Source organism: Streptomyces sp. NPDC031121 (assembly GCF_055570615.1).
This window is the reverse complement of the sequence record NZ_JBVIGV010000006.1, coordinates 16,726-42,637: the sequence shown is the minus strand read 5'-3', so window position 1 is coordinate 42,637 and position 25,912 is coordinate 16,726. Positions and strand designations below refer to the sequence as shown.

22 protein-coding genes are annotated in these 25,912 nt (G+C 75.9%); 12 read left to right on the top strand and 10 right to left on the bottom strand.

What is annotated here, in order from left to right:
• The first annotated feature begins 135 nt into the window (after positions 1 to 135).
• Together ACZ462_RS12345 and ACZ462_RS12340 are read left to right on the top strand one after the other, a co-directional pair.
• Positions 136 to 288: an SCO1431 family membrane protein gene (locus ACZ462_RS12345; RefSeq protein ID WP_467803890.1), complete on the top strand. Its 153-nt coding sequence runs from the start codon at positions 136 to 138 to the stop codon at positions 286 to 288.
• Between the two features lie 274 nt (positions 289 to 562).
• The gene (locus tag ACZ462_RS12340; protein ID WP_467803892.1) at positions 563 to 1,735 is read left to right on the top strand and encodes an acyl-CoA dehydrogenase family protein; all 1,173 of its coding nucleotides are present in this window, start codon (positions 563 to 565) and stop codon (positions 1,733 to 1,735) included.
• A 61-nt stretch (positions 1,736 to 1,796) separates the two neighbouring features.
• Here ACZ462_RS12340 and ACZ462_RS12335 read toward each other — a convergent pair whose 3' ends face one another.
• Complete coding sequence (locus ACZ462_RS12335; RefSeq protein WP_467803893.1) at positions 1,797 to 2,042, bottom strand: hypothetical protein; 246 nt, start codon at positions 2,040 to 2,042, stop codon at positions 1,797 to 1,799.
• Between the two features lie 177 nt (positions 2,043 to 2,219).
• On the bottom strand, positions 2,220 to 2,660 hold the full coding sequence (locus ACZ462_RS12330) for a hypothetical protein (protein WP_467803895.1): 441 nt from the start codon (positions 2,658 to 2,660) through the stop codon (positions 2,220 to 2,222).
• Between the two features lie 218 nt (positions 2,661 to 2,878).
• Here ACZ462_RS12330 and ACZ462_RS12325 point away from each other — a divergent pair, with 218 nt between their 5' ends.
• The 4 genes from ACZ462_RS12325 (at position 2,879) to fxsA (ending at position 6,887) form a co-directional block, all read left to right on the top strand.
• Entirely contained in the window at positions 2,879 to 3,319 is a 441-nt protein-coding gene (locus tag ACZ462_RS12325; protein ID WP_162793337.1) for an Lrp/AsnC family transcriptional regulator, read from the top strand.
• 90 nt (positions 3,320 to 3,409) lie between these two features.
• On the top strand, positions 3,410 to 5,053 hold the full coding sequence (locus tag ACZ462_RS12320) for an amidohydrolase (RefSeq protein ID WP_467803896.1): 1,644 nt from the start codon (positions 3,410 to 3,412) through the stop codon (positions 5,051 to 5,053).
• Positions 5,054 to 5,345: 292 nt separating this feature from the next.
• Positions 5,346 to 6,206, top strand: coding sequence for a polyprenol monophosphomannose synthase (locus ACZ462_RS12315; RefSeq protein ID WP_467803898.1), 861 nt, complete (start codon positions 5,346 to 5,348; stop codon positions 6,204 to 6,206).
• A gap of 87 nt (positions 6,207 to 6,293) precedes the next feature.
• Positions 6,294 to 6,887: an FxsA family membrane protein gene (gene fxsA, locus ACZ462_RS12310; protein WP_467803900.1), complete on the top strand. Its 594-nt coding sequence runs from the start codon at positions 6,294 to 6,296 to the stop codon at positions 6,885 to 6,887.
• A 103-nt stretch (positions 6,888 to 6,990) separates the two neighbouring features.
• Here fxsA and ACZ462_RS12305 read toward each other — a convergent pair whose 3' ends face one another.
• From ACZ462_RS12305 to ACZ462_RS12295, 3 genes are all read right to left on the bottom strand, one after another.
• Positions 6,991 to 7,365 carry an RNA polymerase-binding protein RbpA gene (locus ACZ462_RS12305; protein WP_007262928.1) on the bottom strand — a complete coding sequence of 125 codons (375 nt, stop codon included), beginning with the start codon at positions 7,363 to 7,365 and terminating at the stop codon, positions 6,991 to 6,993.
• Between the two features lie 333 nt (positions 7,366 to 7,698).
• A complete protein-coding gene (locus ACZ462_RS12300) occupies positions 7,699 to 9,087 on the bottom strand; it encodes an MFS transporter (protein ID WP_467803901.1) in 1,389 nt (462 codons plus the stop codon).
• A gap of 60 nt (positions 9,088 to 9,147) precedes the next feature.
• Entirely contained in the window at positions 9,148 to 9,918 is a 771-nt protein-coding gene (locus ACZ462_RS12295; RefSeq protein WP_467803902.1) for a glycerophosphodiester phosphodiesterase family protein, read from the bottom strand.
• Between the two features lie 181 nt (positions 9,919 to 10,099).
• On the opposite strand from ACZ462_RS12295, the gene ACZ462_RS12290 reads away from it, so the two are divergent.
• Positions 10,100 to 11,602: an SCO1417 family PLP biosynthesis transcription factor gene (locus ACZ462_RS12290; protein ID WP_467803903.1), complete on the top strand. Its 1,503-nt coding sequence runs from the start codon at positions 10,100 to 10,102 to the stop codon at positions 11,600 to 11,602.
• Between the two features lie 12 nt (positions 11,603 to 11,614).
• Here ACZ462_RS12290 and ACZ462_RS12285 read toward each other — a convergent pair whose 3' ends face one another.
• Complete coding sequence (locus ACZ462_RS12285) at positions 11,615 to 13,204, bottom strand: hypothetical protein (RefSeq protein ID WP_467803905.1); 1,590 nt, start codon at positions 13,202 to 13,204, stop codon at positions 11,615 to 11,617.
• A gap of 41 nt (positions 13,205 to 13,245) precedes the next feature.
• A complete protein-coding gene (locus tag ACZ462_RS12280) occupies positions 13,246 to 13,440 on the bottom strand; it encodes a hypothetical protein (RefSeq protein ID WP_030162614.1) in 195 nt (64 codons plus the stop codon).
• 311 nt (positions 13,441 to 13,751) lie between these two features.
• Between ACZ462_RS12280 and ACZ462_RS12275 the strand changes: the two genes are divergently transcribed.
• Both ACZ462_RS12275 and ACZ462_RS12270 read left to right on the top strand, forming a co-directional pair.
• Positions 13,752 to 14,174 (top strand): ankyrin repeat domain-containing protein, encoded by a 423-nt coding sequence (locus ACZ462_RS12275; RefSeq protein WP_467803907.1) that lies wholly within the window; start codon positions 13,752 to 13,754, stop codon positions 14,172 to 14,174.
• A gap of 340 nt (positions 14,175 to 14,514) precedes the next feature.
• Positions 14,515 to 15,912, top strand: coding sequence for a HEAT repeat domain-containing protein (locus ACZ462_RS12270; protein WP_467803908.1), 1,398 nt, complete (start codon positions 14,515 to 14,517; stop codon positions 15,910 to 15,912).
• 201 nt (positions 15,913 to 16,113) lie between these two features.
• Here the strand turns inward: ACZ462_RS12270 and ACZ462_RS12265 are convergent, their stop codons facing one another.
• From ACZ462_RS12265 to ACZ462_RS12255, 3 genes are read right to left on the bottom strand one after another with little or no spacing between them, the layout of a single operon-like run.
• The gene (locus tag ACZ462_RS12265; RefSeq protein ID WP_467803910.1) at positions 16,114 to 17,013 is read right to left on the bottom strand and encodes a 5-oxoprolinase subunit C family protein; all 900 of its coding nucleotides are present in this window, start codon (positions 17,011 to 17,013) and stop codon (positions 16,114 to 16,116) included.
• Positions 17,010 to 17,627: a 5-oxoprolinase subunit B family protein gene (locus tag ACZ462_RS12260; protein ID WP_467803911.1), complete on the bottom strand. Its 618-nt coding sequence runs from the start codon at positions 17,625 to 17,627 to the stop codon at positions 17,010 to 17,012. Before ACZ462_RS12260 ends, ACZ462_RS12265 begins: the two co-directional genes overlap by 4 nt.
• Positions 17,628 to 17,685: 58 nt before the next feature.
• Complete coding sequence (locus ACZ462_RS12255; RefSeq protein ID WP_467803912.1) at positions 17,686 to 18,468, bottom strand: LamB/YcsF family protein; 783 nt, start codon at positions 18,466 to 18,468, stop codon at positions 17,686 to 17,688.
• A gap of 100 nt (positions 18,469 to 18,568) precedes the next feature.
• On the opposite strand from ACZ462_RS12255, the gene ACZ462_RS12250 reads away from it, so the two are divergent.
• The 3 genes from ACZ462_RS12250 (at position 18,569) to ACZ462_RS12240 (ending at position 25,895) form a co-directional block, all read left to right on the top strand.
• Positions 18,569 to 20,074 (top strand): hypothetical protein, encoded by a 1,506-nt coding sequence (locus ACZ462_RS12250; RefSeq protein WP_467803913.1) that lies wholly within the window; start codon positions 18,569 to 18,571, stop codon positions 20,072 to 20,074.
• A gap of 145 nt (positions 20,075 to 20,219) precedes the next feature.
• On the top strand, positions 20,220 to 21,119 hold the full coding sequence (locus tag ACZ462_RS12245) for a hypothetical protein (RefSeq protein ID WP_467803914.1): 900 nt from the start codon (positions 20,220 to 20,222) through the stop codon (positions 21,117 to 21,119).
• A 120-nt stretch (positions 21,120 to 21,239) separates the two neighbouring features.
• Entirely contained in the window at positions 21,240 to 25,895 is a 4,656-nt protein-coding gene (locus tag ACZ462_RS12240) for a hypothetical protein (RefSeq protein WP_467803915.1), read from the top strand.
• Positions 25,896 to 25,912: the final 17 nt, after the last annotated feature.

Here is a 25,912-nt window from a genome sequence, read left to right as displayed (position 1 = left end):
CCCCGGCAGGCCGGCGGGGGCGGGCCCCGCACCCGGGCCCCGACCGCCAGCCGGTCGGGGCCCGCGGCGTGATACGCGCCACCCCGGCCGCTCCTCCCTACCGCGAAAGCCGCAAACGCTGGCACATTGGACGGCATGACCGCACACAGCGCCGCCCCCCACGCCCCCGCCCGGAACCTCGCCCGCACCGGCGGTCCCAAGGACGACTCCTCCTGGCTGGAGCACGTCGCCGGCTGGACCCTCGTGGTGGTCGTCGCCATGTTCGTCACCCAGATCGGCCTCATCTGAGACGCCCGGCCCGCCCGCCGCTCCGCCCCCCGCGAGGGGTTCGTCCCGGAGTGTCCGCAGGTGCCGCTCCCCTCGGGCAGCCGTTCGGAAATCGTGATGATCTTGCCCCGGTGACGGGACGCCCCCGATCGGGCATACTCACACCGCCGCAGCCGCTGAGCTGCCCATACCGTGATCCGGAGGGCACCATCGGCTGTGAGAGCACCGATACCCGGCGGCGCGTCCCACACCTCACGCGTCGCCGCCGTGCCCGACGAGGGAGGAGAGCGCCGCCATGAACGACCGCGCCCCGCAGCCGGTGGACCGACAGCTGCCCACCGAGGAGTCCCGGGACCTCCTCGCGCTCGTACGAGAGATCGCCCAGCGGGAGATCCGCCCGCACGCCGCCGAGCAGGAGGACGCCGGGCACTTCCCGCGAGACGTCTTCACCCTGCTCTCCGAGTCCGGCCTGCTGGGCCTGCCCTACGACGGCGAGTTCGGCGGCGGCGACCAGCCCTACGAGGTCTACCTCCAGGTCCTGGAGGAGCTGGCCGCGGCCCGCCTGACCGTCGGCCTCGGCGTCAGCGTCCACTCCCTCGCCTGCCACGGCCTCGCCGGCTACGGAACCAAGGAGCAGCGGGCCGCGCACCTGCCCGCGATGCTAGGCGGCGGCCTGCTCGGCGCGTACTGCCTCTCCGAGCCCTCCTCCGGCTCGGACGCCGCCTCCCTGGGCACCAAGGCCGTCCGCGACGGCGACGACTGGGTCCTCACCGGCACCAAGGCGTGGATCACCCACGGCGGCATCGCCGACTTCTACACCGTCCTCGCCCGCACGGGCGGAGAGGGCCCCAAGGGCATCACCGCCTTCCTCGTCCCCGGCGACGCGGAAGGCCTCTCGGCGGCCGCCCCCGAGAAGAAGATGGGCATGAAGGGCTCGCCCACCGCCCAGCTCCACTTCGACGGCGTCCGCGTCCCCGACGCCCGCCGCATCGGCGAGGAGGGCCAGGGCTTCACCATCGCCCTCGCCGCCCTCGACGCCGGCCGCCTCGGCATCGCCGCCTGCGCCATAGGCGTCGCCCAGGCCGCCCTCGACGAGTCCCTCGCGTACGCGCTCGGCCGCAAGCAGTTCAACCGCCCCATCGCCGACTTCCAGGGGCTCCGCTTCATGCTCGCCGACATGGCGACCAAGATCGAGGCGGGCCGCTCCCTGTACCTGGCCGCGGCGCGGCTGCGCGACGCGGGCAAGCCGTTCTCCCGGCAGGCCGCCATGGCCAAGCTGTTCTGCACCGACGCCGCCATGGCCGTCACCACCGACGCCGTGCAGATCCTCGGCGGCTACGGCTACACCGCCGACTTCCCGGCGGAGCGCCTGATGCGCGAGGCGAAGGTCCTCCAGATCGTCGAGGGCACCAACCAGATCCAGCGCGTGGTCATCGCCCGCCACCTGGCCGGCCCCGAGTCCCGCTGACCCGCCCGCCCCCTGCCGCGACCCCGCCCGCGGCAGGGGCGGCGCCGCCGGCATGGAGGCGTCACGGCTCGAAGAGGGGACCCGTCGGCCAGACCGGGGAGGCTGCCACGCGGGACCACTCCGGGTCGGGGCGGCCCGGGAGGGTGCGGCCGTCCGCCGTCCAGTGGTCCACCAGCGCCCGGTAGATCGGCGGGTCCGGCGGCGGCTGCTGCTGCCGCTGCTGCTGGCGAACCGATTCTTCGAAGCGGTGGAGGACCGCGTGCCGCCGCCGGCCCGTTCTCGGCGCGGAGGTGTCGAGTGCGCTCATACGCAGACCAACGCGCCGCCCATGCGCGGGTAACCGCGCGGGGCGCCCGGGGATCCGTTCGAGACGTCCCCGGCCCTCGGCAGCAGGGGCAACGGCGTTTGCCGCAAGAGTTCCTGGCGGGCCGTCACCCCGGTACGACCGTCGGCCCGGGCGCCCAAGCGGCCCGGGCCGGCCGGTTCAGGCAGCCTGCACGTGCCCGCTGCGCTGCGGCAGCACCGGCGCCGCCGGGCGCACCGGACGCGACCCGGGGCCGCCCACGTGCGAGAACGGCTGCGTACGCCAGTCCAGGCCCTGAGGCAGGGCCAGCATGACGACTCCGAGTTCCGGGGACTCCTGCGCCCCCGCGCCCGCCGCCGGCAGCGCCTCGCCGACCGGGCGGCCCGTGCCCGCGCAGACGGTGAGCCCGAACGGGTTCCACGGCGTCAGGCACAGGGCGTGCTCCGGCAGGTGCTCCTCGTCCGCGACGAGGGCGATCGACTGGCCGCAGTCGGGGCAGACCGCGTGGCGGACCTCGAAGCCCTCGGCGTCGTCGAACCCCCCGGCGTCGTCGGCGAAACCGGGACCGCCGGGATCGAGGGGCTCCGGCTCGGTGCGGCCGGCGCGCTTGGTGTTCTGCATGGATGTACTCCCCCTTGGGTGGGCCGGGCGGGCGATGTTCTTCGGCCTCGGCCACACGGAGCACTTCCCGCCGTGCGGCACGAGTAACCACGACAACCCGCCGCAGCAGGGCATACCCTTGTGGCTTTGGTCACATGCCCGCCGCAGGTGCCACTTGTGGGCCGAACAGCACTGGGCCCGGCACCCCCTCGGGCCGTAGGTTGACGGCTATGAGCGCAATGGAGGAGCTGGACCGCCAGATCGTGGATCTGCTGGTGCGGGACGGTCGGATGAGCTACACGGACCTGGGCAAGGCCACCGGCCTGTCCACGTCCGCGGTCCACCAGCGGGTACGCCGCCTGGAGCAGCGCGGGGTCATCCGCGGTTACGCGGCGGTCGTCGACCCCGAGGCCGTCGGGCTGCCCCTCACGGCCTTCATCTCGGTGAAGCCGTTCGACCCGAGCGCCCCCGACGACATCGCCGAGCGCCTCGCCGGCGTACCGGAGATCGAGGCCTGCCACAGCGTGGCCGGCGACGAGAACTACATCCTCAAGGTCCGGGTCGCCACCCCCCTCGAACTCGAGGACCTCCTCGGCCGCCTCCGGGCCCTCGCCCACGTCTCGACCCGCACCACCGTCGTCCTCTCCACCCCCTACGAAGCCCGCCCGCCCCGCATCTGAGCTCCCGCGCCGCCGCACCGGCGCGGACGGACCCCCGCCGGGCCGGGGGCGGGGTCGAGCCGCCGGTGCGCGGCGGCGAGACTTGTCCCCATGACTGACCGCACCGCCCACTCCGCCGACGCTGCCGGAGCACCCGCCCAGCCGGCCCCCGACCGGACCGTCCTCCTCCGCGGCGGCGAGGTCCACAGCCCCGCCGACCCGTTCGCCACCGCGATGGTCGTCGAACGGGGCCACGTGGCCTGGGTCGGATCCGAAGGCGCCGCCGACGCCTTCGCCCAGGGCGTCGACGAGGTCGTCGACCTCGAAGGGGCGCTCGTCACGCCCGCCTTCACCGACGCCCACGTCCACACCACCTCCGCCGGCCTCGCCCTCACCGGCCTGGACCTGACCGGCGCCGCCTCCCTGGAGGAGGCCCTGCGCCTGGTCCGCGAGCACGCCCGGCGCCGCCCCGACGACCGCGTCCTCCTCGGCCACGGCTGGGACGCCGCCCGCTGGCCGGAGCGCCGCGCGCCGCGCCGGGAAGAGCTCGACGAGGCCGCCGGCGGCCGCCCGCTCTACCTCAGCCGCGTCGACGTCCACTCCGCCGTGGCCAGCACCGCCCTGCTCGGCCTGGTGCCCGCCGTCACCGCCCGCGGCGACGAGCCGCTGACCCGCGACGACCACCACGCCGTCCGCCGGGCCGCCCTTGCCGCCGTCACCCCCTCCCAGCGGGCCGACGCCCAGCGCGCCGCCCTCGACCACGCCGCCTCCCTCGGCATCGGCTCCGTCCACGAGTGCGGCGGCCCCGACATCTCCTCCGCCGAGGACTTCACCGGCCTGCTCGGCCTCGCCCGCGAGCGGCCCGGCCCGCGCGTCTTCGGCTACTGGGCCGACCGCGACCTGGAGCAGGCCAAGGCCCTCGGTGCGGTCGGCGCCGCCGGCGACCTCTTCGCGGACGGCGCCCTCGGCTCCCACACCGCCTGCCTGCACAGCCCGTACGCCGACGCCGGCCACACCGGCACCGGCTACCTGGACGCCGCCGAGATCGCCGAGCACGTCGCCGCCTGCACCGAGGCAGGCCTCCAGGCCGGCTTCCACGCCATCGGCGACGCCGCGCTCACCGCCGTCGTCGACGGATTCCGCGCCGCCGCCGACCGGATCGGCCTCGCCCGCGTCCGCGCAGCCCGGCACCGCGTCGAGCACGCCGAGATGATGACGCCGGCCACCATCGCGGCCTTCGCCGACCTCGGCCTCACCGCGTCCGTCCAGCCCGCCTTCGACGCGGCCTGGGGCGGCGAGGACGGCATGTACGCCGAGCGGCTCGGCGCCGAGCGCGCCCGCACCCTGAACCCGTTCGCCGCCCTGCTCAAGGCCGGCGTGCCGCTCGCCTTCGGCTCCGACGCCCCCGTCACTCCCTTCGACCCGTGGGGGACGGTCCGCGCCGCCGCCTTCCACCGCACCCCCGAGCACCGCATCTCCGTCCGCGCCGCGTTCACGGCGCACACGCGGGGCGGCTGGCGGGCCCTCGGCCGCGACGGAGCCGGCACCCTGGTGCCCGGCGCGCCGGCGGACTACGCGGTGTGGCGCACCGGAGAGCTCGTCGTGCAGGCCCCGGACGACCGGGTCGCCCGCTGGTCCACCGACCCCCGCTCCGGCACGCCCGGCCTGCCCGACCTGACGCCCGGCCGCGAGCTGCCCGTCTGCCTGGCCACCGTCGTCGGCGGCCGGGAGGTCTTCGTACGGCCACAGGGGTGATCCCGCGGGCAGCGGCTCGGCCCGGCGGGCCCGTCCCGGACAGGTTCGGCCGGGCCCACCGCCGGACGGCCGCACCGTGCTGATCCGCCCTGCCCGGCGCGCCGGCGCCTCGGGGCGGCGGAAGGTTCCGCCGGGCGGCGGTGGCCCGGCGGGGCCCCGCGGCCCGGTGGACAGCGGTCACGCGAGACCCGCAGCGGCGGGTACGGGACCGGCCCGAAGGACCGCGGGGCCCGGCCACTGTTCTAAAGTCGTCCTCTGTGACAGGACGTACAAGCACACGAAGGCGGACCCAGTGAGCGGCGACGGCGGACAGCGGGCCCACGGGCCGCTCGGCACGGCCTTGGTGATCATCCCGACCTTCAACGAGGCGGAGAACATCGGGCCGATCGTCGCCCGTGTGCGCGCCGCCGTGCCCGAGGCGCACATCCTGGTCGCCGACGACAACAGCCCCGACGGCACCGGCAAGCTGGCCGACGAGCTCGCGATCGGCGACGACCACGTGCACGTCCTGCACCGCAAGGGCAAGGAAGGGCTCGGCGCCGCCTACCTGGCGGGCTTCGCCTGGGGTCTGGAGCGCGGCTTCGGCGTCCTCGTGGAGATGGACGCGGACGGCTCCCACCAGCCCGAGGAGCTGCCCCGGCTGCTGACCGCGCTGGCCGGCGCCGACCTCGTGCTGGGCTCCCGCTGGGTGCCGGGCGGCCGGGTGGTCAACTGGCCGAAGAGCCGGGAGTTCCTCTCGCGCGGCGGTTCGACGTACTCGCGGCTGATGCTGGACGTCCCGATCCGGGACGTGACCGGCGGCTACCGGGCCTTCCGGCGGGAGACGCTGGAGGGGCTGGGGCTGAAGGAGGTCGCCTCCGCGGGCTACTGCTTCCAGGTGGACCTGGCCCGGCGGGCCGTGCGGGCCGGGTTCCGGGTCGTGGAGGTGCCCATCACGTTCGTCGAGCGCGAGTTCGGCGACAGCAAGATGAGCCGGGACATCGTGGTGGAGGCCCTGTGGCGGGTCACCCAGTGGGGGCTGCAGTCCCACGCGGCCAAGCTGGTCGGCCTCGACAAGGGCCGTCACAAGGAGCACGGCGGGGGCCGTGACACCACACGGGACAAGGGCGAGGGCCGCGCAGAGGGCCGCGGCGAAGGGCCGGACGGCTCCTGACCGGCCCGGCCCGGCCCGGGCCCTTAGGGGATGCCTGCGACCTGCGGTTGAGGCCGCACTTACGCCGGTCCGGGCACACTGGATGCCATGATGACCGGCTCTTCCCCCGCTCCTCCGGCCGCCGCCCGGCGGCGCAAGCCCGCCCGTACGTTCCTGCCCCTCGCCGTCGCCGCCTGGCTGGTCCTGGAGATCTGGCTGCTGGGCCTCGTCGCGGACGCCGCGGGAGGCCTGGCGGTCGCGGCGCTCGTCGCGGGCGGGATGGTGCTGGGCGCCGTGGTGGTCAAGCGGGCCGGGCGCCGGGCCTTCCGGAACCTGGCCGACACCTTCCAGCAGGCGCAGGCCTCCCCGGAAGCGCAGGCGGCCCAGCCGTCCACGGGCCGCCGGCCCGGCTCGGGCAACGCCCTGACGATGCTGGCCGGCCTGCTCTTCATGCTGCCCGGCCTGGTCTCCGACGCGGCGGCGCTGCTGTTGCTGCTGCCGCCCGTCCGCGCCTGGATCGGCCGGCGGACCGCGCGCTCGCTGGAGCGCCGGATGAACGCGGCGCAGGCCGGCACCTTCGCCGACGCCTTCCAGCAGGCCCGCATCCGCCATCCCGGCGGCAAGGTCGTCCCCGGCGAGGTGATCCGCGAGGACGGGCCGCGGGAGCCCGGCCCCGGCCACCGGCCGCCGCTGACGCCCTGACCGGGTGCGCAGCAGGCAAAACGGCAGGACGGAAAGACCGAGGGGCCCCCGCCGCGCGATGCGGCGGGGGCCCCTCGGCTCGTACGTACTGCGTGTCCGGCCGTCAGGCGGACTTGCGGCTGTCGCGCGGGTGCACGGCGATGTTCATGGCGCCGGAACGCAGGACCGCCAGCCTCTCGGCCAGCACCTCCTCCAGTTCCTCGCGGGTGCGCCGCTCCATGAGCATGTCCCAGTGCGTTCGCGCGGGCTTGCCCTTCTTCTCCTCGGGCCCGTCCCCGTCCACGAGGAGTGCCATGGCGCCGCACGCCTTGCACTCCCACTCCGGCGGAATCTCTGCCTCAACCGAGAACGGCATCTCGAATCGATGTCCGTTCTGGCATGCGTACTCCACCGCCTGGCGCGGGGCCAGATCGATGCCGCGGTCCGTCTCGTAGCTGGTAACCACGAGCCGCGTACCGCGGAGAGCTCGCTCACTCATGAATCGTGCCTCCCGGGCTTGTCGCCCACAGGACAGGTGTCGCTGTCGTCGTCATCCGGTCAACGTCCGGTCGGCGGTATAGATTCCCGCTCCGGGTGATGCGTCGCCCGTCGTGCCGCCCCTTGTTGTACCCACCAATGCCCGTTTTGTCACATCTGGCAGCAGATGTCACCCAACGTCTTCACTTCTGCGGCACGCAGTAACGGTCCGCCTGGCAGGCCAAAGGCGTACACTACCGGCCCCGTGCCGCCACGTCGAAATCCGTTCGGAATTCGCATGCGCATCCGGCCTCCCGCCGCCCCGCGGCCCACCGCGGACGTGTCCCGATCGGTTTCAGATCCGGTCGGGGACAGGATTGCCCGCCGCCTCCACCGCGCGCCGCACCGGCACCCGCGCGAGCAGCACGAAACCCAGTGCGAAGAACGCCACCAGCGAGATGATCGCGTCCCGGTAGCTGCCCGTGAACTGGTACGTGAGCCCGAAGACCAGCGGTCCGATCCAGCTGAGGCCCCGGTCGCTCATCTCGTAGGCCGAAAAATACTCGGCCTCCTTGCCCGCCGGGACCAGTTGCGAGAACAGGGAGCGCGACAGCGCCTGGCTGCCGCCCAGCACCAGCCCGATCATCGCCGCCAGCGCGAAGAACCAGCCCGGTGTCCCCGCCGGCAGGAAGTAGCCGGCGAACAGAGTCAGCGCCCACGCCGCCAGCGACCCCAGGATCGTCCGCTTCGCGCCGAACCGCCCTGCCAGCCGGCCCATCCCCAGCGCCCCCGCCACGGCCAGCACCTGCACCAGCAGCACCGCCCCGATCAGCGTGGACTGCTCCAGCCCCAGCTCCTCGGCGCCGTACACGGACGCCTGCGAGATCACCGTCTGCACGCCGTCGTTGTAGACCAGGTACGCCAGCAGGAACGACAGCGTCAGCGGGTAGCGCCGCATGTCCTTGAACGTCGCCACCAGCTGCTTCCAGCCGCTGACCGCCGGCCCGGCGCCCGGCTCCCGCACCACCGCCCGGTCCCGCAGCCGGCGCAGCGGCACCAGCGCGAACGCCCCCCACCACAGGCCGGCCGACGCCAGGCAGATCCGTATCGCCATGCCCTCCGACAGCCCGAAGGAGTCGTGCCCCAGGTACAGGCCCAGGTTCGCCACCAGCATCAGCGAACCCGCGGTGTAGCCGAACGCCCAGCCCCGCGAGGAGACCGCGTCGCGCTCGTCCGGCGTGGAGATCTGCGGCAGGTAGGCGTTGTACACCACCATCGACACCGACAGCGCGGCGTTCGCCACGACCAGCAGCAGCCCGCCCAGCAGGTACCGCTCGCCTCCGAGGAAGAACATCCCCGTCGTCGCCACCGCACCGGTGTACGCCGCCGCCGCGAGCAGCGGCTTCTTCCGGCCCGTCCGGTCCGCCACGGCACCCACCAGCGGCATCACCAGCACCGCCAGCACCACCGAGGCGGCCACCGAGTACGCGAAGAACGAACCGGCCCGCACCGGAATGCCGAGCGGGTGCACGAACCCCTCCGCGTCGGCGGCAGCCTTCGCCACCGACGTCAGGTACGGCCCGAGGAACAGGGTCAGCACGCTCGCCGAGTACACGGACACCGCGAAGTCGTAGAAGTACCAGCCCTGCTGCTCCCGCTTGCGCCCGGCGGCCTCCTTCGCCTCCGCCGCCGCTCTGCCGCCCTCGGCGGCGGAGTCCGCCCCGTCTGCCGTCTGCGCGCTCATGGGCGCCCCCTCGCTGGTCCCCGTCACCGCACGGCCGCCGGAACGCGGGGGCGGCGGCCCTCAGGCCCAGGCCCCGCGCCGGTCCAGCACCGTGCGCAAGATGTCGATCCGGTCGGTCATGATGCCATCGACTCCCAGGTCGAGGAGAGCCTCCATGCGTTCCGGTTCGTTCACGGTCCACACATGCACCTGGAGGCCCCGCGCGTGCGCCGTCCGCACGAACCGCCGGTCCACGACGCGGAAGCCGCCCTGCGTCTCCGGCACCTGCGCCGCCACCGCGCCCGCGCGCAGCGCCGCGGGGATCGCCAGCGAGCGCAGCCGCAGCCCCACCACGCCGCGCACCCCGTACGACGTCGCCAGCCGCGGCCCGGCCATCCGCTGCGCCCGGGCCACCCGGCCCTCCGAGAACGAGCCCACGCACACCCGGTCCCAGACCCGCGCCCGGGCGATCAGGTTCAGCAGCGGGTGCAGGGCCGACTCCGCCTTCACGTCGACGTTCCAGCGGGCCTCGGGGAACTCCTCCAGCAGCTCCTCGAACAGCACCAGCGGCTCGCTGCCGCCCACCCGCACCGCCCGCAGGTCCTTCCAGTACCGCTCGGCGATGCGGCCCCGTCCGTCGGTGACCCGGTCCAGCGTCGTGTCGTGGAAGGCGACGAGCTTCCCGTCCGCCGTGGCGTGCACGTCCGTCTCGAAGTACCGGTAGCCGGCGTCTGCGGCCCGGCGGAACGCCGCGGCCGTGTTCTCCAGTCCGCCGGCCGCGCCACCGCGGTGGGCGAACGGGATCGGGCCCCGGTGGTCCAGGTACGGGTGGCGAAGGGGTGCGTCTGTCACCGCCGCAGTATGCCCCCTCCGCCGCCCGGCCCGCCGCCCTCCGCAGCCCGGCCTGCGCCTCCCGCCCGCCCCGGCCCTGGCCCGGCCGGGTCCCGCATGGCAGGCTGGACTCCGAGACCGATCCAATCTCCGGCCGCCCCCGCGCCGGGAGTGGCCAATCCGACGAAAGTGGACCGACGACATGGCGGAGTGGACTTCGGCGGTGGGCGCCTCCCAGCTCGCCCGGCTCATCACCTCTCAGCAGCAGCGGCCCGGCATCCCCGGGGCGCGCAAGCCCCCGGCGTACCGCTCCCTGGCCGACGGCATCCGCCTCCTCGTCCTCGAAGGACGCGTCCCCGTCGCCGCCCGCCTCCCCGCCGAACGCGAACTGGCCGCCGCGCTGTCGCTCTCCCGCACCACCGTCGCCGCCGCCTACGAGGCCCTGCGCGGCGAGGGATTCCTCGAATCCCGCCGCGGAGCCGGCAGCTGGACCTCCGTCCCCGCCGGCAACCCGCTGCCGGCCCGCGGACTGGAACCCCTCCCGCCGGAATCCCTCGGCTCCATGATCGACCTCGGCTGCGCGGCGCTCCCCGCCCCCGAGCCCTGGCTGACCAAGGCCGTCCAGGGCGCCCTGGAGGAACTCCCGCCGTACGCCCACACCCACGGCGACTACCCCGCCGGGCTCCCCGCGCTGCGCCGCATGCTCGCCGACCGCTACACCGACCGCGGCATCCCCACCATGCCCGAGCAGATCATGGTCACCACCGGCGCGATGGGCGCCATGGACGCCATCTGCAGCCTCTTCGCCGGCCGCGGCGAGCGCATCGCCGTCGAATCCCCCTCCTACGCCAACATCCTCCAGCTCATGCGCGCCGCCGGACTCCGCCTCGTCCCCGTCGCCATGGCCGACGGCCTCACCGGCTGGGACCTGGCCGTCTGGCGGCAGGTGCTGCGCGACGCCGCCCCCCGCCTCGCGTACGTCGTCGCCGACTTCCACAACCCGACCGGCGCCCTCGCCTCCGCCGAGCAGCGCCGCGCCATGGTCGAGGCGGCCCGCTCCGCCGGCACCGTCCTCGTCGTCGACGAGACCATGGCCGAGCTCCGCCTCGACCCCGCCCTGGACATGCCCCGACCCGTCTGCTCGCACGACCCGGCCGGCTCCACCGTCATCACCGTCGGCTCCGCCAGCAAGGCCTTCTGGGCCGGCATGCGCATCGGCTGGGTCCGCGCCGCCCCCGACGTCATCCGCAGCCTCGTCGCCGCGCGCGCGTACGCCGACCTCGGCACCCCGGTCCTAGAACAGCTCGCCGTGAACTGGCTCATGCGGACCGGCGGCTGGGAGGAGGCCGTCGCGCTCCGCCGCGACCAGGCCCGCGACAACCGCGACGCCCTCGTAACCGCCGTCCGCCGGGAACTGCCCGACTGGGAGTTCGAGGTGCCGCAGGGCGGCCTCACCCTGTGGGCCCGCGCCGGGGGACTCTCCGGCTCCCGCCTCGCCGAGGTGGGGGAGCGGGTCGGCGTACGCGTCCCCTCAGGGCCCCGGTTCGGCGTCGACGGCGCCTTCGAGGGGTACGTACGCCTGCCGTTCACCGTCGGCGGGCCCGTCGCCGAGGAAGCCGCCGTCCGCCTCGCGGCCGCCGCCCGGCTGGTCGGCACCGGCGCCGGCGGCAGCGGGGCCGAACCGCCCCGCACCTTCGTGGCATGACCACCGGGCGGGCTACGGGGCCTCCGCCGCCTCCGGCACCGGCTCCGCACCGACCGCCCCGCCCTGCGCCCGCACCTGCCCCGGCCCGCCCGGACCCGACCGCCCAGGCAGCAGCTCCAGCACCGCCTGCCGGTGCGCCGGGTTCGCCGCCTCGTCGTACGGGTCCGGGGTGGCCGGCACCTGGAGCCGGTGCACCGGACCCGACCCCAGCCGGACGTACCCCCGCCCCGGCGGGACGTGCGCCGTCGGCGTCGTGTGCGGCGGCAGCCCCAGCACGTCCGCCACCTGCTGCACCGACACCGCGCCCAGCACCACCCGCGCCCGCGTGTGCTGCCACACCGTGTCGTCCAGCAGCTCCAGGTGGTCGAAGTGCTCCGCCACCACCACCGTCACGTGCGCGGCCCGCCCGTGCCGCAGCGGCACCTGCAACCGCGCCAGCGGGTCCGGCGCCCCCTCGGCCGCCGCCAGGTGCGCCAGCACCGTCGGCCGGTCCATCAGGATCCACAGCGGCCGCCGCACGTCCTCGGACACCGTGCCGCCCGACTCCCGCGCCCGGTGCGCGGCGATCAGCCGCCGCTCCGTCTCGTGCGCCGCCCACTCCAGGGTCGCCAGAGCCCCGGCTGGCCCGCCCTCCACCGCGATCACGCCGGCGCGCCCCGACAGGCACGCGTACTCCCCGGTCCCGCCGCCCTCCACGACGAGCACGTCACCGCCGTGCCGCAGCGCCTGCAGCGCGATCGACCGCAGCAGCGTCGACGCGCCGCTGCCCGGGTGCCCCACCGCCAGCAGGTGCGGCTCCGTGGAGCGCGGCCCCGTCCGCCACAGCACCGGCGGCGCGTCGCGCTGCTCGCCGTCCTCCGTGACGGGCAGGGTGCGCCGCACTCCGTCGGCGTCCGTGAAGCCGAGGACGGTCTCCCCGGGCGAGGTGACGAACGGCTGCGCCGCGATGCCCGTCGGCAGCGCCGGCAGCACCCGCAGGTCCAGCCGGTTGCCCTCCTCGTCCCAGTCGAACAGGTACTCGCGGCCGCGCCCCGACTTCGCGTGCAGCAGCGTCTCGATGCGGGCCCGGGACGCGGCCTCGCCGTCGGTGAAGTACGCCGGGTAGCGGATCCGGAGCCGGGTGAGGCGCCCCGACTCGTCGAACGCGTGGTCGCCGAAGGCCCGCTCCCAGCTCGCACCGTGCGCGAAGAGCGGGTCGGGATCGTCGGGGACGGAGAAGTACGGGACGAGCGCCTCGTACAGGGAGCCGAGCCGCTCCGCCTCGGCGGGGGCGGGCCCCGTCTGCACGGGGGCCCGCTCGCGCCCCCGCCAGGCCGCCGCCGCCATCAGCGCGGCGAGGGCCAGGGCGGGCCCGTACGGGGCGACCGCGACCACCAGGACGCACGCCGCGCCCAGGAACAGCGCGGGACCGCGCTTGTCCTTCGGGGTCGCGGCCCACCTGGCCCGCCCGGCCCCCGCCAGGACCCGCAGCCCGCGCCCGATGACCAGGAGCGGATGGAGGACGTCCGTGGCGCCGTCGGCGGCCTTGCGGACGAGGTCGCGCCCCCGGGCCGCCGACAGCTTGCCGCCGGAGGGGATGCGGGGGAGGGGGAGCCGGGCCACGGGCGTCTCCTGTGGTTCGGGTGCGGCGGTCGGGCGGGCGGCTAGAGCTTGATCCCGCCGAGCAGGCTCGCGAGGCTCGCCGTGCTCGCCGTGATGCTCGGCGCGATGGCGGACCCGGCGAGGAAGAAGCCGAACAGCGCGCAGACGAAGGCGTGCGACAGCTTCATCCCGTCCTTCTTGAAGAAGAGGAACGCGATGATGCCGAGCAGGACCACGCCCGAGATGGAGAGGATCATGTGAGTTCTCCTGGTGAGTGGGGGACAGTCACCATCAGTTGTCCCTACCTCACAGGAAGTATCAATGCGATAAAAGGTGCATACGGGTGAACTCCCCGCTCTTTCACTTGACCGGACCACCCCGCTGGCGGAGACCCGCAATCGGGGCTGCGCCCGACGGCCCGCCCCGCACCGCCCGAACCCCGCCCGTACCCCCGTCCGTGCAGGTCGGGCGCTACTCTGGCGCTCACCCGTACGGGCGCGCACCCACCGCGCCGCCCCGCGGGCCACGACCGGCACCCGCACCCCGAGCGAAAGGCGGCAACCGACCGATGAGCGAGCACCAGCCCACCGACGGCGGCTCCCAGGGCGGCCCCGACGAGGACGTCATCGAGCTGGCCACCAAGGTCTTCGACCTCGCCCGCCAGGGCGAGACCGACACGCTCGCCGCCTACCTCGACGCGGGCGTCCCCGCCAACCTCACCAACGACCGCGGCGACACCCTCGTCATGCTCGCCGCCTACCACGGACACGCCGACACCGTCACCGCCCTCCTGCAGCGCGGCGCCGAGGCCGACCGCGCCAACGACCGCGGCCAGACCCCCCTCGCCGGCGCCGTCTTCAAGGGCGAGGAGGCCGTCATCCGCGCCCTCCTCGCCGGCGGAGCCGACCCCCGCGCCGGCACCCCGTCCGCCGTGGACACCGCCCGCATGTTCGCCAAGGCCGACCTGCTCGAACTCTTCGGAGCCGAGTAATCCGTTTTCGGCCGTGACCTGGAACGGCGTGACCGGCCGCCCACCTCACGGGTTGGTCACGGCGGCCGTAAATGTGGTCGCGGCACACAAACCGGCTGGGTCATCATGGCGTCGGATTCGATTCGTGAACTCGGCAGACGGGCAGGAGGGGCAGGACACGAAGCGTGTCCGACCCCCGACCCTGCGGAACCGGCCGCCCGGCCGCGAAGCACCGACGAGAGTGAGAAGGCAATGGTCTACATCGAGCGGAACAAGACGGCGAACGTCCTCACATGCTGTTACGCGGCCCTGTGAACCCCGATTCCCGGTTGCGTCCCCAGCTTGATGTGAGGCCATTCCCATGTTCGAACCAGTCATAGCGCCAAGCGGCACCCTGCTCGGCCTCCTCCAGCGGGGCCGCGGCGACGGCACCCTGCACGCCCTCGCGGCCCCCCGGCCCGAAGCCCTCCAGGCGCTCAACCAGTGCGTGCTCCGTGACCCGCGCCAGGACTGGCAGGTCGAGAACCGCTCCCTCTACTACGCCCGCCTGTACCTCGACCTCGACGGACCCCTCGGCGAGATCGAAAACCACCTCTTCAGCGCCGACGACCTCGTCGACGACTCCGAGCAGCGCACCGGCCTCGCCCTGTCCGTCCTCGGCCACCTCGCCTCCTACGGCCGCGACGACGCCCTCATGCTGCTGCGCCGCTACGCCGCCTCCGGAGCCAACTGGGCCTGGGCCCTCGACGAACTCGCCCTGCGCGACGACGACGAGGGGCTGCTCTCCCTCGCCGCGCCCGTCCTCGCCCGCTTCCCCCACACCCCCGAGGGTGAGGCGCGGCTGGCCGCCGCCGTCCGCGACGCCTACGAGCCCCGCCCCTGGTGCCTGTGGGAGGAGACCGCCGAGCACGGCGCCCGCCTGGCCGCGGCACGCCGCCAGGGCTCCTTCGACCGCTGGCAGCGCCAACTCACCCCCAACGGCCCGCGCCCCGGCTGGGGCGTCCTCGCCGTCTTCGACTGGGCCGCCGAGGGGCTGCGCCGCGGCACCCCGCTGCACGTCCCCGCCGCGCGCTGCCTCGCCGCCGTCGCCTCCCCCGAGGACCGCGCCACCATCCTGGCCGCCGCCGCCGGAACCCTCGGCGACGCCGCCCGCGCCACCGCCCTGCACCACCTGGTCGTCGCCGAACCGGAGAACCCGGCCGTCCTCGACCTCATCGCAGCCGCCGCCGACGAGCCCGCCGTCGCCGCCTACGAGCGCATGTGCGGACCCGCCGCCCTCGAACGCGCCCGCGGCTGGGTCCACCGCCCCGACACCCTCGGCGAAGCCGCCGCCGCGCTCCTCGCCGCCCACGGCGGCCCCGACGACGCCCCCCTCGTCCTCGGCGCCCTGCGCGACACCGTCCGCGGCTCCGGCCCCGACTCCCGCCGCCTCTACACCCTCGTCGACGGAGCGGGCCGGCTCTCCATCGGCTGCGCGGCCCCGGTGCTGCGCCACATCTACCGCGAGACGGCCTCCTCCCACCTCCGCGGCCGCGCGGCCCGCGCCCTGGCGGGCACGGACCCCTCCTTCGCGGCGGGCTTCGCCGTCGAATGCCTGTGGGACTGCGAGGAGACCACCCGCGAGGTGGCCGCCCACCACGCCGAAACCGCGGACGCCCGCGTAGCCCCCCGCCTCCGCCGCCTGGCGTCGGACCCGGCGGAGGAAGAGGACGTCCAGTCGGCAGTCCGCAGCCGCATCACCCCGGAATCGGCGGTGTAGCCGGCCCGACGGCTCAGGAAGACACCGGAACGGCGCCCCCTCGGGGAGGGGGCGCCGTTCTCGTTATCGGGGTTGGCGGTAGCCGATGGGTCGGGGGTCGGACGGCGGCGGCGGGGGTGGGGGTGGCCGGCAGCCGATCGGTCGGCTACCGCCAACCCCGCCCCGCCGTCGCCTTGCGCCCCCGCAGGCCCCACCGCGCCCCTACCATCCCGCCGCCGCGAACCGCACCGGAGTGCCCGGTCGGGACTGGGCCGCCGCGTTCAAAGCCCGGCCCGGGGGGACCACCCCCACCACCGGGTAGCCGCCCGTCACCGGGTGGTCGGCCAGGAAGACCACCGGCAGGCCGTCCGGGGGGACCTGGACCGCGCCCAGGACCATGCCTTCGCTCGGGAGTTCGCCGCCGCGGGTGCGGGTCAGCCTGGGGCCCGCCTCCGTGCGGAGGCCGATGCGGTTCGACTCCGGGGACACCCGGTACGGCGAACGCCACAGCGCGGCCAGCGAAGCCCCGGTGAACCAGTCGGCCCGCGGGCCCGGCCTGAGGGGCAGCACCAGTTCGGCCGGGGCCGCCGGGACCCGCAGCGTGTCGGCGCCGCGTACCGGATCCGGACCGGCGGGCCCCACCGGCAGGAGCGTGCCCGTCTCGGGGAGCGGGGGGCCCAGCCCGGACAGGACATCGGTTGAGCGACTGCCGAGGACCGGCTGGACGGCGAAGCCTCCCCGCACCGCCACGTAGCTGCGCACCCCCGACACCGCCCGGCCGACGTCCAGCTCCGCCCCTGCCGGGATGCGGACCGGCTCCCCCCAGGCCACCGGCCGGCCGGACACCCGTACAGGACACGGCGCACCCGTGACCGCCGCGACGATCCCCGACCCCGGCGGGCCGCATGCCCGCAGGGCGACGCCGTCCAGCGTCGTCTCCAGCGCCGCGGCGTCCGGCCGGTTGCCCAGCAGCCGGTTGGCCAGCGCGTACGCATCCGCGTCCAGGGCGCCCGAGCGCGGCACGCCCAGGTGGGCGTGGCCGGGCCGGCCCCGGTCCTGGAGGGTGGTCAGCGCGCCCGGGCGCAGCACCTCCAGCCAGAGCCCCCCGTCCGTCCCGCTCATGCGTCCGCCTCCTCGAACCGCACCCGCGTCCCGGGTGCGAACAGTGCCGCCGGTTCGCGCCGCGGGTCCCACAGCACGGCGTCGGTGGTGCCGATGAGCTGCCAGCCGCCGGGGGAGGAGCGCGGGTACACCCCCGCGTACTCGCCGGCCAGCGCGAGGGAGCCGGCCGGGACGGCGGTGCGCGGTGTGGCCCTCCGGGGCAGGTGGAAGCGTGCCGGGAGCCCCGTCAGGTAGCCGAAGCCGGGCGCGAACCCGCAGAACGCCACCCGGAAGACGACGGCCCCGACGACCTCGGCGACCTCCCGCTCCGCGACCCGCCACAGCCGGGCCACGTCGCCCAGGTCGGGCCCGTCGTAGCGGACGGGGACGGTGACCAGCGGGCCCTCCTCCTGCGTCAGCGGCGGCACCCGCCAGCGGGCGATCCGCGCGGCGAGCGCGCCCGGATCCCGTACCCCGTCCAGGAGGACGGTGCGCGCCGCGGGCACGACGTCGCGTACGGGGCCCAGTTCGCCGGCGGCACGCCGGCGCAGCACCTCCGCGTGGAGGGCGGCCGCCTCGGCGGCGGTGCCGACCTCAACCAGCACCGCCTCGACGCCGACGACGAGGGCCCTCACGGCGCGCCCCCGCCCGGTCCGCCCCCGCCCGGTCCGCCGCGGTGTGCGGCGGCGCGGGTCATGCGAAGGCCTCGACGCGGATCCCGGCGGCGGTGAGCGCCTCCCGTACGCGCCGGGCGAGTCCGGCCGCGCCCGGGGTGTCGCCGTGCACGCACAGGGAGCGCGCGGCGATACCGACGCGGGTGCCGTCGGCGGCGGGGACGGCACCCTCCGCGGCCATGGCGACGGCGCGGGCGACGACGGTGTCGGGGTCGTGGAGGACGGCGCCGGGCTCGCCGCGCGGGACCAGCGTCCCGGCCGGGGTGTACGCGCGGTCGGCGAACGCCTCCGGTACGGGCGTCAGGCCGGCGTCCGCGGCGGCGGCGAGGAGCAGCGAGCCGGGCAGCCCGAGCACCGGCAGGTCCGCGTCCGGTCCGGCGGCGGTGCGGATCCCGGCGACGACGGCGGCGGCCTGGGCGGCGTCGTGGACGGTGCGGTTGTACAGCGCGCCGTGCGGTTTGACATACGAGACGCGGGAGCCGGCCGCCCGTGCGAAGACCTCCAGCGCCCCGATCTGGTAGGCGGTCTCGTCGGCGAGTTCGCCGGGCGGCACGTCCATCGACCTGCGCCCGAACCCGGCGAGGTCCCGGTAGGAGACCTGCGCCCCGATCCGCACGCCGTGCGCGGCGGCCATTTCGCAGACCCGCCTCATGATCGACGGGTCCCCTGCGTGGAACCCGCACGCCACGTTGGCGCTGGTGACGACGGAGAGCAGTGCCTCGTCGTCGGTGAGCGTCCAGCGTCCGAAGCCCTCGCCGAGGTCGGCGTTGAGGTCGACCGCACGTGTGATCATGGATGCCATGGCGTGAGCCTAGAACAACACCCGCCCGGCAGGCGGGGGACCGATCATGCCGAACCATGCCGTTTGGGATGTTGTCCGTCCGAGCGCCTAGTCTTTGCCCGTGACTCTCCCCGCCCCGGCGAAGACCCTTCCGTCCCCGGCGCCGGGCCCGGCCGCCGACGAGGGCCTGGCCCGGCGGCTGCGCGCGCTCGCCTGCACCGCCCCGCTGCACGACCTCGACGTCCGCAAGGCGAACCTCGCCGGCGAGTACGGCACGTACGCGATGGCAGAGGTCGCGCTCGCCGCGATCGACCTGGTCACGCTGCACATGGACTTCGACACCGGTGCCGACCACGAGCAGATAGTGGCCAGGCTGCTGCCGCGCGTCGCGGCCCAGGCCCCCGAGCGGCCCGCAGCGGAGCACGAGCGGGTGGCGCGCTGGGTGCTGGAGAACCTGATCAACGTCGGGAGTGTCGACCGCGGCTTCCGTGCGATCTACGGCACGTTCGGCCCGGACGGGGCGTACGTGCGGCGCGACTACGACTTCAAGCTGATCGAGGAGGTCCCCGGCTACGGGGGCGGGGTCTACCTGCGCACGACGGACGAGGCCGTCAACGTCCTGGTGGGCGCCCTCGACACCGACGTCACCAGCGCCCAGATCGCGGCCGAGGTGAAGCTGGAGGTCCTCGTCAGCCGCGGCCGGCTCGCTGACGCCCAGCTCGCCGCCGAGCAGGCCCGCTACCGCACCGTGCAGTACGCGGAGACGCTGCGCCGCACCCTGGAGGCGACGCGGCGCAACGTGCGGGCGGTGGACTGGCTGCGGTCCGTGCCCGACATGATCGAGGAGGCCCTCGACCACGTCGCGGACCGCTACCGGCACGAGAACGCGATCCTGACGAACATCCGCAAGGCCCGCGACGAGGCCGAGGAGCCGGAGAACAAGCGGCGGGCCGCCGAACTCGTCGACATCGTCAAGGACTGCATCCGCCGCCACACACAGCTCCAGTCCAGGCTCCTGGACGCCGGCCCGCTGTTCCGGGCCGAGCAGGACCGGCAGGCGTTCGCGGCGCCCGCGCCGCGCTCCGGCATCGACCTGTACGGGCAGCTGGTGGCGCCGGTGCTGCCGCTGCCCGTCGCGGACGCGAGGCGCGTCACCGACGCGTTCTTCGCGGCGGGCACGGGCCTGCGCACGCCGGTGTCCGTGCGCGTCGCGGACCTGGTGGAGCTGCTGCTGACGCCGCCCGTGGAGCGGGAGCACCTGGGTGCCGAGATGCCCGAGCCCGACCTGATCGCCACCCCCGACGACAGCCGCTTCAGCGAGGAGCAGCTCGCCGCCGCCAAGGAACTCCTCGACCTGCCGCACGACGCGCCGCGGCGCCTGTCGGGCCTGCTCGCGGAGGCCCGGCGCAGCGACCCGGACCTGCCCTACCTGGTGGCGCTGCTCGCCGTCCACGCGGCGAGCCCGGCCGTCGGCACCGCGTACCGGCAGGGCGAGGAGCGGCTGCTGTTCGCGGTGGACGACGGCACGGACCTGGACGACCCGGAGTTCGGCGGCGCCGACCTGATCGTCGGCACGGCACTGCTGGACGCGGCCGCGATGACCGCCGACCGGACGGAGGCGCAGTGACGCCCCCTGCAGCCGCCGCAGCCGGCCGGGGCGCACCCGCCGCACCCGCCGCGCCCGCCCGGGGCGGCCGGGTCCCGACGTACGCCGCCGCACCGGCGGCACCGCGCTCCCGCGCGACCACCGCACACCAGGAGAGGCAGTACCCGTGAGCGACCACCACGCCGAGCACCCCGCGTGGAGCGAGGCCGAGGCGCCGGCGGCGCCGGCCCCCGCGGCCGGCTCGCACGTCACCCCCGCCGACGCCGCCGACGCGGCGCGCCTCGTCGCGTTCGGCCTGCAGCCCAAGCTGCTGCCCGCCCGCGACGCCGAGTATGCCGAGCTGCTGCGCCGCTACCGCGAGGACCCGGCCTTCGGCCGCCTCGCCGACGCCGTCGCCGCCGGGCTCGGCCTGGTCGTCCTGGAGGTGTCCCCGCGCGCCGGCATGGCCGTCACCGCCGGCGAGGACTCGGTCTTCGCCGTCCGCATGGGCGACTACGCCCGCCGCACGGCCGCCGACTCCGGCGACCGGTTCCTGCACGGCCTGGCCCACCTGGCGATCGCCGCGCTCGCCTTCCCCCGGCCCGAGGACCTCGCCGACGACGGCTACGTCGGCCGGGTCACCGTCAACGGCGTCGAGGCGTTCGTCCGCCAGGCCTGCCGCCGCCTGGAGGAGCGCGCCGAGGAACTCGGCGAGAACACCGACCCGGCCTCCGACGCACCCGGCCTGGAGGCCGCCTGGCGCGTCTACGCCCGCCGCAGCTCCACCGGCGCCACCAAGGACGCCCGCCGCCTCGCCGGGTCCACCACCGGCATCGTCGGCAAGGCCGCCGCCTTCCTCACCGACTCCGGGTTCCTCCAGCGCACCGGCGACGACTCCGGCGGCACCTACCGCACCACCCCCCGCTACCAGCTCCAGGTCCGCGACATGGCGGGCACCGCGGCCATGGCCGAACTCCTGGAGCTGGGCGTGGTCCCCGTCAGCGACGGCACCGCGAGCCTCCTGCCGCCGCCCGAGGGCGACGACCTGGAGCTCGCGCCCGACGCCGGACTGCCCTTCCACGCCTGAGCCCCGGCCCGGAACCGGCCCGCAGACCCGCGCCCGCCCCGGGCGCACGGCCCGCCCCGCCCCCGCCGACCCCCGTCCTCCCGTACCGCCACCCACGAGACACCACGAGAGCCCGCCGCCATGTACGAGCTGTCCCGGATCCGCCTCTACTCCATCGGGCCCGCCGGCGCACGCTACGCCGACACCGTGCTCGACCTGCGCGGAGTGGGCGAGCCGGTGCCCCACCCGGCGCCCGCCCAGGCGGAGTTCTTCGCGGACGAGCCCACCGGCCCGCCGCGCCGCCCCGCTCCCGCCGGCGTGCTGTTCCTCGAGAACGGCGGCGGCAAGTCCGTCCTGCTCAAGCTGATCTTCTCGGTGATGCTGCCCGGCCACCGCAACACCCTCGGCGGCGCCAGCTCCGGCGTGCTGCGCAAGTTCCTGCTCGCCGACGACTGCGGCCACGTCGCCCTGGAGTGGCAGCACACCCAGACCGGCGAGTGCGTCGTCGTCGGCAAGGTCAGCGAATGGCGCGGCCGCCAGGTCTCCAACGACCCCCGCAAGTTCGCCGAGGCCTGGTACTCCTTCCGCCCCGGCCCCGGCCTGAGCCTGGACAACCTGCCGGTCGCCGAGTCCACCGCCGTACGCCCGCCCGCCGAAGGGGCCTCCGGCGCGCAGGGCCGCCGCCGCACCATGAAGGGCTTCCGCGACGCCCTGACCGAGGCCGGCAAGGCCTACCCGCACCTCGAGGTGTACTTCGAGGAGATCCACGACCGCTGGAACGAGCACCTGACCGAGCTCGGCCTCGACCCGGAGCTCTTCCGCTACCAGCGCGAGATGAACGCCGACGAGGGCGAGGCAGCCGGCCTGTTCGCGGTGAAGAAGGACTCCGACTTCACCGACCTGCTGCTGCGCGCCGTCACCGACACCCGCGACACCGACGGCCTCGCCGACCTCGTCCACGGCTTCGGCAACAAGCTCGGCCGGCGCGCCGAGCTGATGGCCGAACGGGACTTCACCGCGGGCTCCGCCGACCTCCTCGGGAAGATCGTCGAAGCTGCCGAGACCCGCTCGCGGCTCCGCGACGTCCACGCCGGCGCCGAGCGCCGCACCCGCACCCTCGCCCGCCGGCTCTCCGCGCGCGCCGCCGAGGAACGGGCCCGCGCCGCCGACCTCGCCCAGCGGGTCACCGACGCCGCCCACGCCGTCACCGCCGCCGAGAGCGCCCGCGACCGCAGCGCCGCCGTCTCCGCCGAACTCGCCTACCGGCACGCCTCGCTGGCCCTCGCCGTCGCCGAGAAGGGCGCCACCGCCCAGCGCCGCGAACTGCTGGAGGCCCGCACCCTGCACGCCGCCTGGCAGGCCGCCGAGATCGTGCTGCGCCACCGCGCCGCGGCCGACCGCTCCGCGCGCGTCGCCGCCGCCATCCTGGAGGCCGAACGGGACGCCGCCCCGGCCCTCGCCGCCCGCGCCTCCGCGGCCGCCGACCTGGTACGCGCCCTGCACACCGCCGCCGAGGACGGCGAACGCGTCGCCAACGAGGAGGAGGAGCGCTCTGCCGCGCTCCAGGCCGCCGGCGAAGCAGCCCACCGCGACGCCACCGCCGCCGCCACCGCCGCCCAGCGGGCCCGCAGCGAGGCCGAGCACCTGCGGGCCCGCCTCGACGAGGTCCGGCAGGAGACCGCCGAAGCCGTCCGCGCCGGCTGGCTCGACGACACCGCCCCCGACGCCGACCCGGCCCGCGCCGCCCTGGCCGCCAGCGACGCCGAAGCCGCCGCCGTGGCCGCCTGGGACACCGCCCGCGAAGCCGCCCGCGCCGCCGCCGACACCGCCCGCGAGGCCGCCGCCGCGGAATCCCGCGCGGAACTCACCGCCGCCCGCGCCGCGGACGCCGCCGACGCCGCCGAGGCCGCACACCGCGCCGAGCGGCTCGCCGCGGCCTCCCTGGCCGCCGCGCCCCGCCTGGCCGCCCTCCTCGGCCTGCCGTCCGCCCCCGAACGGGCCCCTGTTCCCGGCCCCCGCTCCGGCGGCGACACCCCCGCCGCGGGAGCCGTCCCCGCCGACGCCCCGGCGGGCGGGCTGACCGCGGAGGACCTCGACCGCACCGCCGACGAGCTGCACACCCTCCTCACCGACGCGGTCTCCTCCGCCGAGCGCCAGCTGTTCGACCTGCGCACCGCCGCCGCCGACGACGCCCGCATCCTCGGCGCCCTCGGCGACGGCGGTCTGCTGCCGCCCGGCCCCGACGTCCTCGCCACCGTCGAGTACCTCGGCGAACACGGCATCCCCGCCCTCCCCGGCTGGCGCTACCTCGCCCAGTCCGTCGACCCCGCCGACCACGCCGCGGTCCTCGCCGCCCGCCCCGAACTCGTCGACGGCGTCGTCATCACCGACCCCGACACCCACGCCCGCGCCCGCGAGGTCCTCGCCGGTGCCGCCCTGCTGCCCCGCTCCACCGTCGCCGTCGGGACCGCCGCCGCCCTCCTCGCCCCCGTACCCCCGGCCGGTGACGACGCCGCCGTGTTCCTCGTACCGCCGAACCCGGCCATGCACGACGAGCACGCCGCCGACGAGGAGCGCCGCGCGCTCCGCGACCGCGCCACCGCCCGCGACACCGAGATCCGCGAGCTGGCCGCCCGCCTCGCCGGGGACCGGGAGCTGGCCGCCCGCCTCGCCTCCTGGCGCACCGGATGCCCGCCCGGCCGGCTCGCCGAGCTCGCCGAACACGCCGCAGCCGCGCGCTCCTTCGCGCAGGAGGCCGACGCCGAGCTGGCCGAGGCCCGCACCGCCCGCGCCGAGGCCGACGAGGCCGCCGCCGACGCCGCCCGCGTCCGCGACGAACGCCAGGAAGCCGCCCAGCGCGCCCGCCGCGCCGCCGACATCCTCGCCGGCCTCGCCTCCCGGCTGCGCGAACGCGCCGCCTGGCAGGTCCGCGTCCGCGAACTCGCCGACGACGCCGTCGAGGCCGAGGCCCGCGCCGAGATGTGCCTGGAGCGGGCCCGCGCCGCCGACGAGGACCGGCGCGCCGCCCAGCGCGCCGCCGACGACGCCCGGCGCACCGCCCGCGCCCTGCGCGCCGAGCGCGCCGAGATCGCCGGCGCCCCGGAGGCCCTGCCCGAGGACGCCGCCGACCATGCCGCCCCCCAGCGCCCGCTGCCCGACCTCCGCGAGGCCTACCGGGCCGCCTCCCGGCTCTACGAGAAGGTCGGCGTCGGCGCCGACCTGCGGGCCGAGCAGGCCCGCGCCGAGTCCGACGAGAGCGCCGCCCTCGCCGAACTCGACCGGCTCACCAACAAGGTCCGCACCCGCGCAGCCCAGCTCCTCGAAGGCACCGACGGCGCCGACGGCCCCTCCCGGCAGGCGGCCGCCGCCCGCGCCGAATCCCTCGTCCAGATGCTGGAGGCCCGCGCCTCCGCCGCCAGCGAGCAGCTCGGCCGACTCCGCGGCGAGGCCGAGAGGCACGCCCCGGCCGACGGCGAGGCGCACACCGACCTCCCCGAGGAGATGGTCCCCGAGGACGTCGAGCAGGCGCAGGCCATGCTGCGCAACGCGACCGCGCAGCTCGCCGCGCACGCCGCGGCGGTGGAGAGCGCCCGCGCCGCCCACGCCGACCTGCTGCGCGCCCACCGCACCGCCGAGGACGGCGCCGGAGGCTTCGACGAGACCGCGGCGATGCTGCGCGACCTGCTGCGCGACCACGCCGCGCACGACGACGAGCAGGAGCCGGCGCCCCACCCGGGGACCCTGGAGGAGGCCCGGCAGTCCGCCGCCGAGGCCCGCCGCTCGCTGCGCGGCTGCGCCGCGGACCTCTCGGCCGCCGAGACCGCCGTCCGAGAGGCGAGCGACGTCCTGGTCCGGCACGCCAACGCCACCCGCTACGAGCAGGTGCGCACCCCCGCCCGCCAGCAGATCCGCGAACTGCCCGCCTCCGCCCTGCCCGAGCACGCGGCGGCCTGGGCGGCGGCCTTCGCCCCCCGCCTGCGCGTCCTCACCGACGAGCTCGCCCAGCTGGAGCGCAACCGGGACAGCATCGTCGACCGGCTCCGCGGACTGGTCGAGTCCGCCCTGGCTACGCTGCGCTCCGCCCAGCGGCTCTCCCGGCTGCCCGAGGGCCTCGGCGAATGGTCGGGCCAGGAGTTCCTGCGGATCCGCTTCGAGGAGCCCGACCAGGCCGTGCTCACCGAGCGGCTCGGCGAGGTCATCGACGACGCCACCCGCTCCGCGGTCAGGAAGAACGCCGCCTTCGGCGAGGGCCGCCGCGACGGCATGTCCCTGCTCCTGCGCGGCGTCCAGGCGGCCCTGGAGCCCAAGGGCGTCTCCGTGGAGATCCTCAAGCCGGACGCGGTGCTGCGCGCCGAGCGGGTCCCCGTCGGCCAGATGGGCGACGTCTTCTCCGGCGGGCAGCTGCTGACCGCGGCGATCGCGCTCTACTGCACGATGGCGGCGCTCCGCAGCAACGACCGCGGCCGCGACAAGCACCGGCACGCCGGCACCCTGTTCCTCGACAACCCCATCGGGCGCGCCAACGCCACGTACCTGCTGGAGCTCCAGCGGGCCGTCTCGGACGCCCTCGGCGTCCAGCTCCTGTACACCACGGGCCTGTTCGACACCACGGCCCTGGCCGAGTTCCCGCTGGTCATCCGGCTCCGCAACGACGCCGACCTGCGGGCGGGGCTGAAATACATCAGCGTCGAGGAGCACCTGCGCCCGGGCCTCCCGCAGCAGTCCGCGGAGGGCGAGGCCATCCACGGCGAGATCACCGCGACCCGCATGTTCCGCCGCTCGACCGCCGGCAACTGACCCGGCGCCCCGGCCGG

Bases quoted from the DNA above. Each gene is read 5' to 3' on its own strand.
- ACZ462_RS12345 (WP_467803890.1), top strand. From the start codon at position 136: ATGACCGCACACAGCGCCGCCCCCCACGCCCCCGCCCGGAACCTCGCC.
- ACZ462_RS12340 (WP_467803892.1), top strand. From the start codon at position 563: ATGAACGACCGCGCCCCGCAGCCGGTGGACCGACAGCTGCCCACCGAG.
- ACZ462_RS12335 (WP_467803893.1), bottom strand. From the start codon at position 2,042: ATGAGCGCACTCGACACCTCCGCGCCGAGAACGGGCCGGCGGCGGCAC.
- ACZ462_RS12330 (WP_467803895.1), bottom strand. From the start codon at position 2,660: ATGCAGAACACCAAGCGCGCCGGCCGCACCGAGCCGGAGCCCCTCGAT.
- ACZ462_RS12325 (WP_162793337.1), top strand. From the start codon at position 2,879: ATGGAGGAGCTGGACCGCCAGATCGTGGATCTGCTGGTGCGGGACGGT.
- ACZ462_RS12320 (WP_467803896.1), top strand. From the start codon at position 3,410: ATGACTGACCGCACCGCCCACTCCGCCGACGCTGCCGGAGCACCCGCC.
- fxsA (WP_467803900.1), top strand. From the start codon at position 6,294: ATGATGACCGGCTCTTCCCCCGCTCCTCCGGCCGCCGCCCGGCGGCGC.
- ACZ462_RS12305 (WP_007262928.1), bottom strand. From the start codon at position 7,365: ATGAGTGAGCGAGCTCTCCGCGGTACGCGGCTCGTGGTTACCAGCTAC.
- ACZ462_RS12300 (WP_467803901.1), bottom strand. From the start codon at position 9,087: ATGAGCGCGCAGACGGCAGACGGGGCGGACTCCGCCGCCGAGGGCGGC.
- ACZ462_RS12290 (WP_467803903.1), top strand. From the start codon at position 10,100: ATGGCGGAGTGGACTTCGGCGGTGGGCGCCTCCCAGCTCGCCCGGCTC.
- ACZ462_RS12280 (WP_030162614.1), bottom strand. From the start codon at position 13,440: ATGATCCTCTCCATCTCGGGCGTGGTCCTGCTCGGCATCATCGCGTTC.
- ACZ462_RS12275 (WP_467803907.1), top strand. From the start codon at position 13,752: ATGAGCGAGCACCAGCCCACCGACGGCGGCTCCCAGGGCGGCCCCGAC.
- ACZ462_RS12270 (WP_467803908.1), top strand. From the start codon at position 14,515: ATGTTCGAACCAGTCATAGCGCCAAGCGGCACCCTGCTCGGCCTCCTC.
- ACZ462_RS12265 (WP_467803910.1), bottom strand. From the start codon at position 17,013: ATGAGCGGGACGGACGGGGGGCTCTGGCTGGAGGTGCTGCGCCCGGGC.
- ACZ462_RS12255 (WP_467803912.1), bottom strand. From the start codon at position 18,468: ATGGCATCCATGATCACACGTGCGGTCGACCTCAACGCCGACCTCGGC.
- ACZ462_RS12240 (WP_467803915.1), top strand. From the start codon at position 21,240: ATGTACGAGCTGTCCCGGATCCGCCTCTACTCCATCGGGCCCGCCGGC.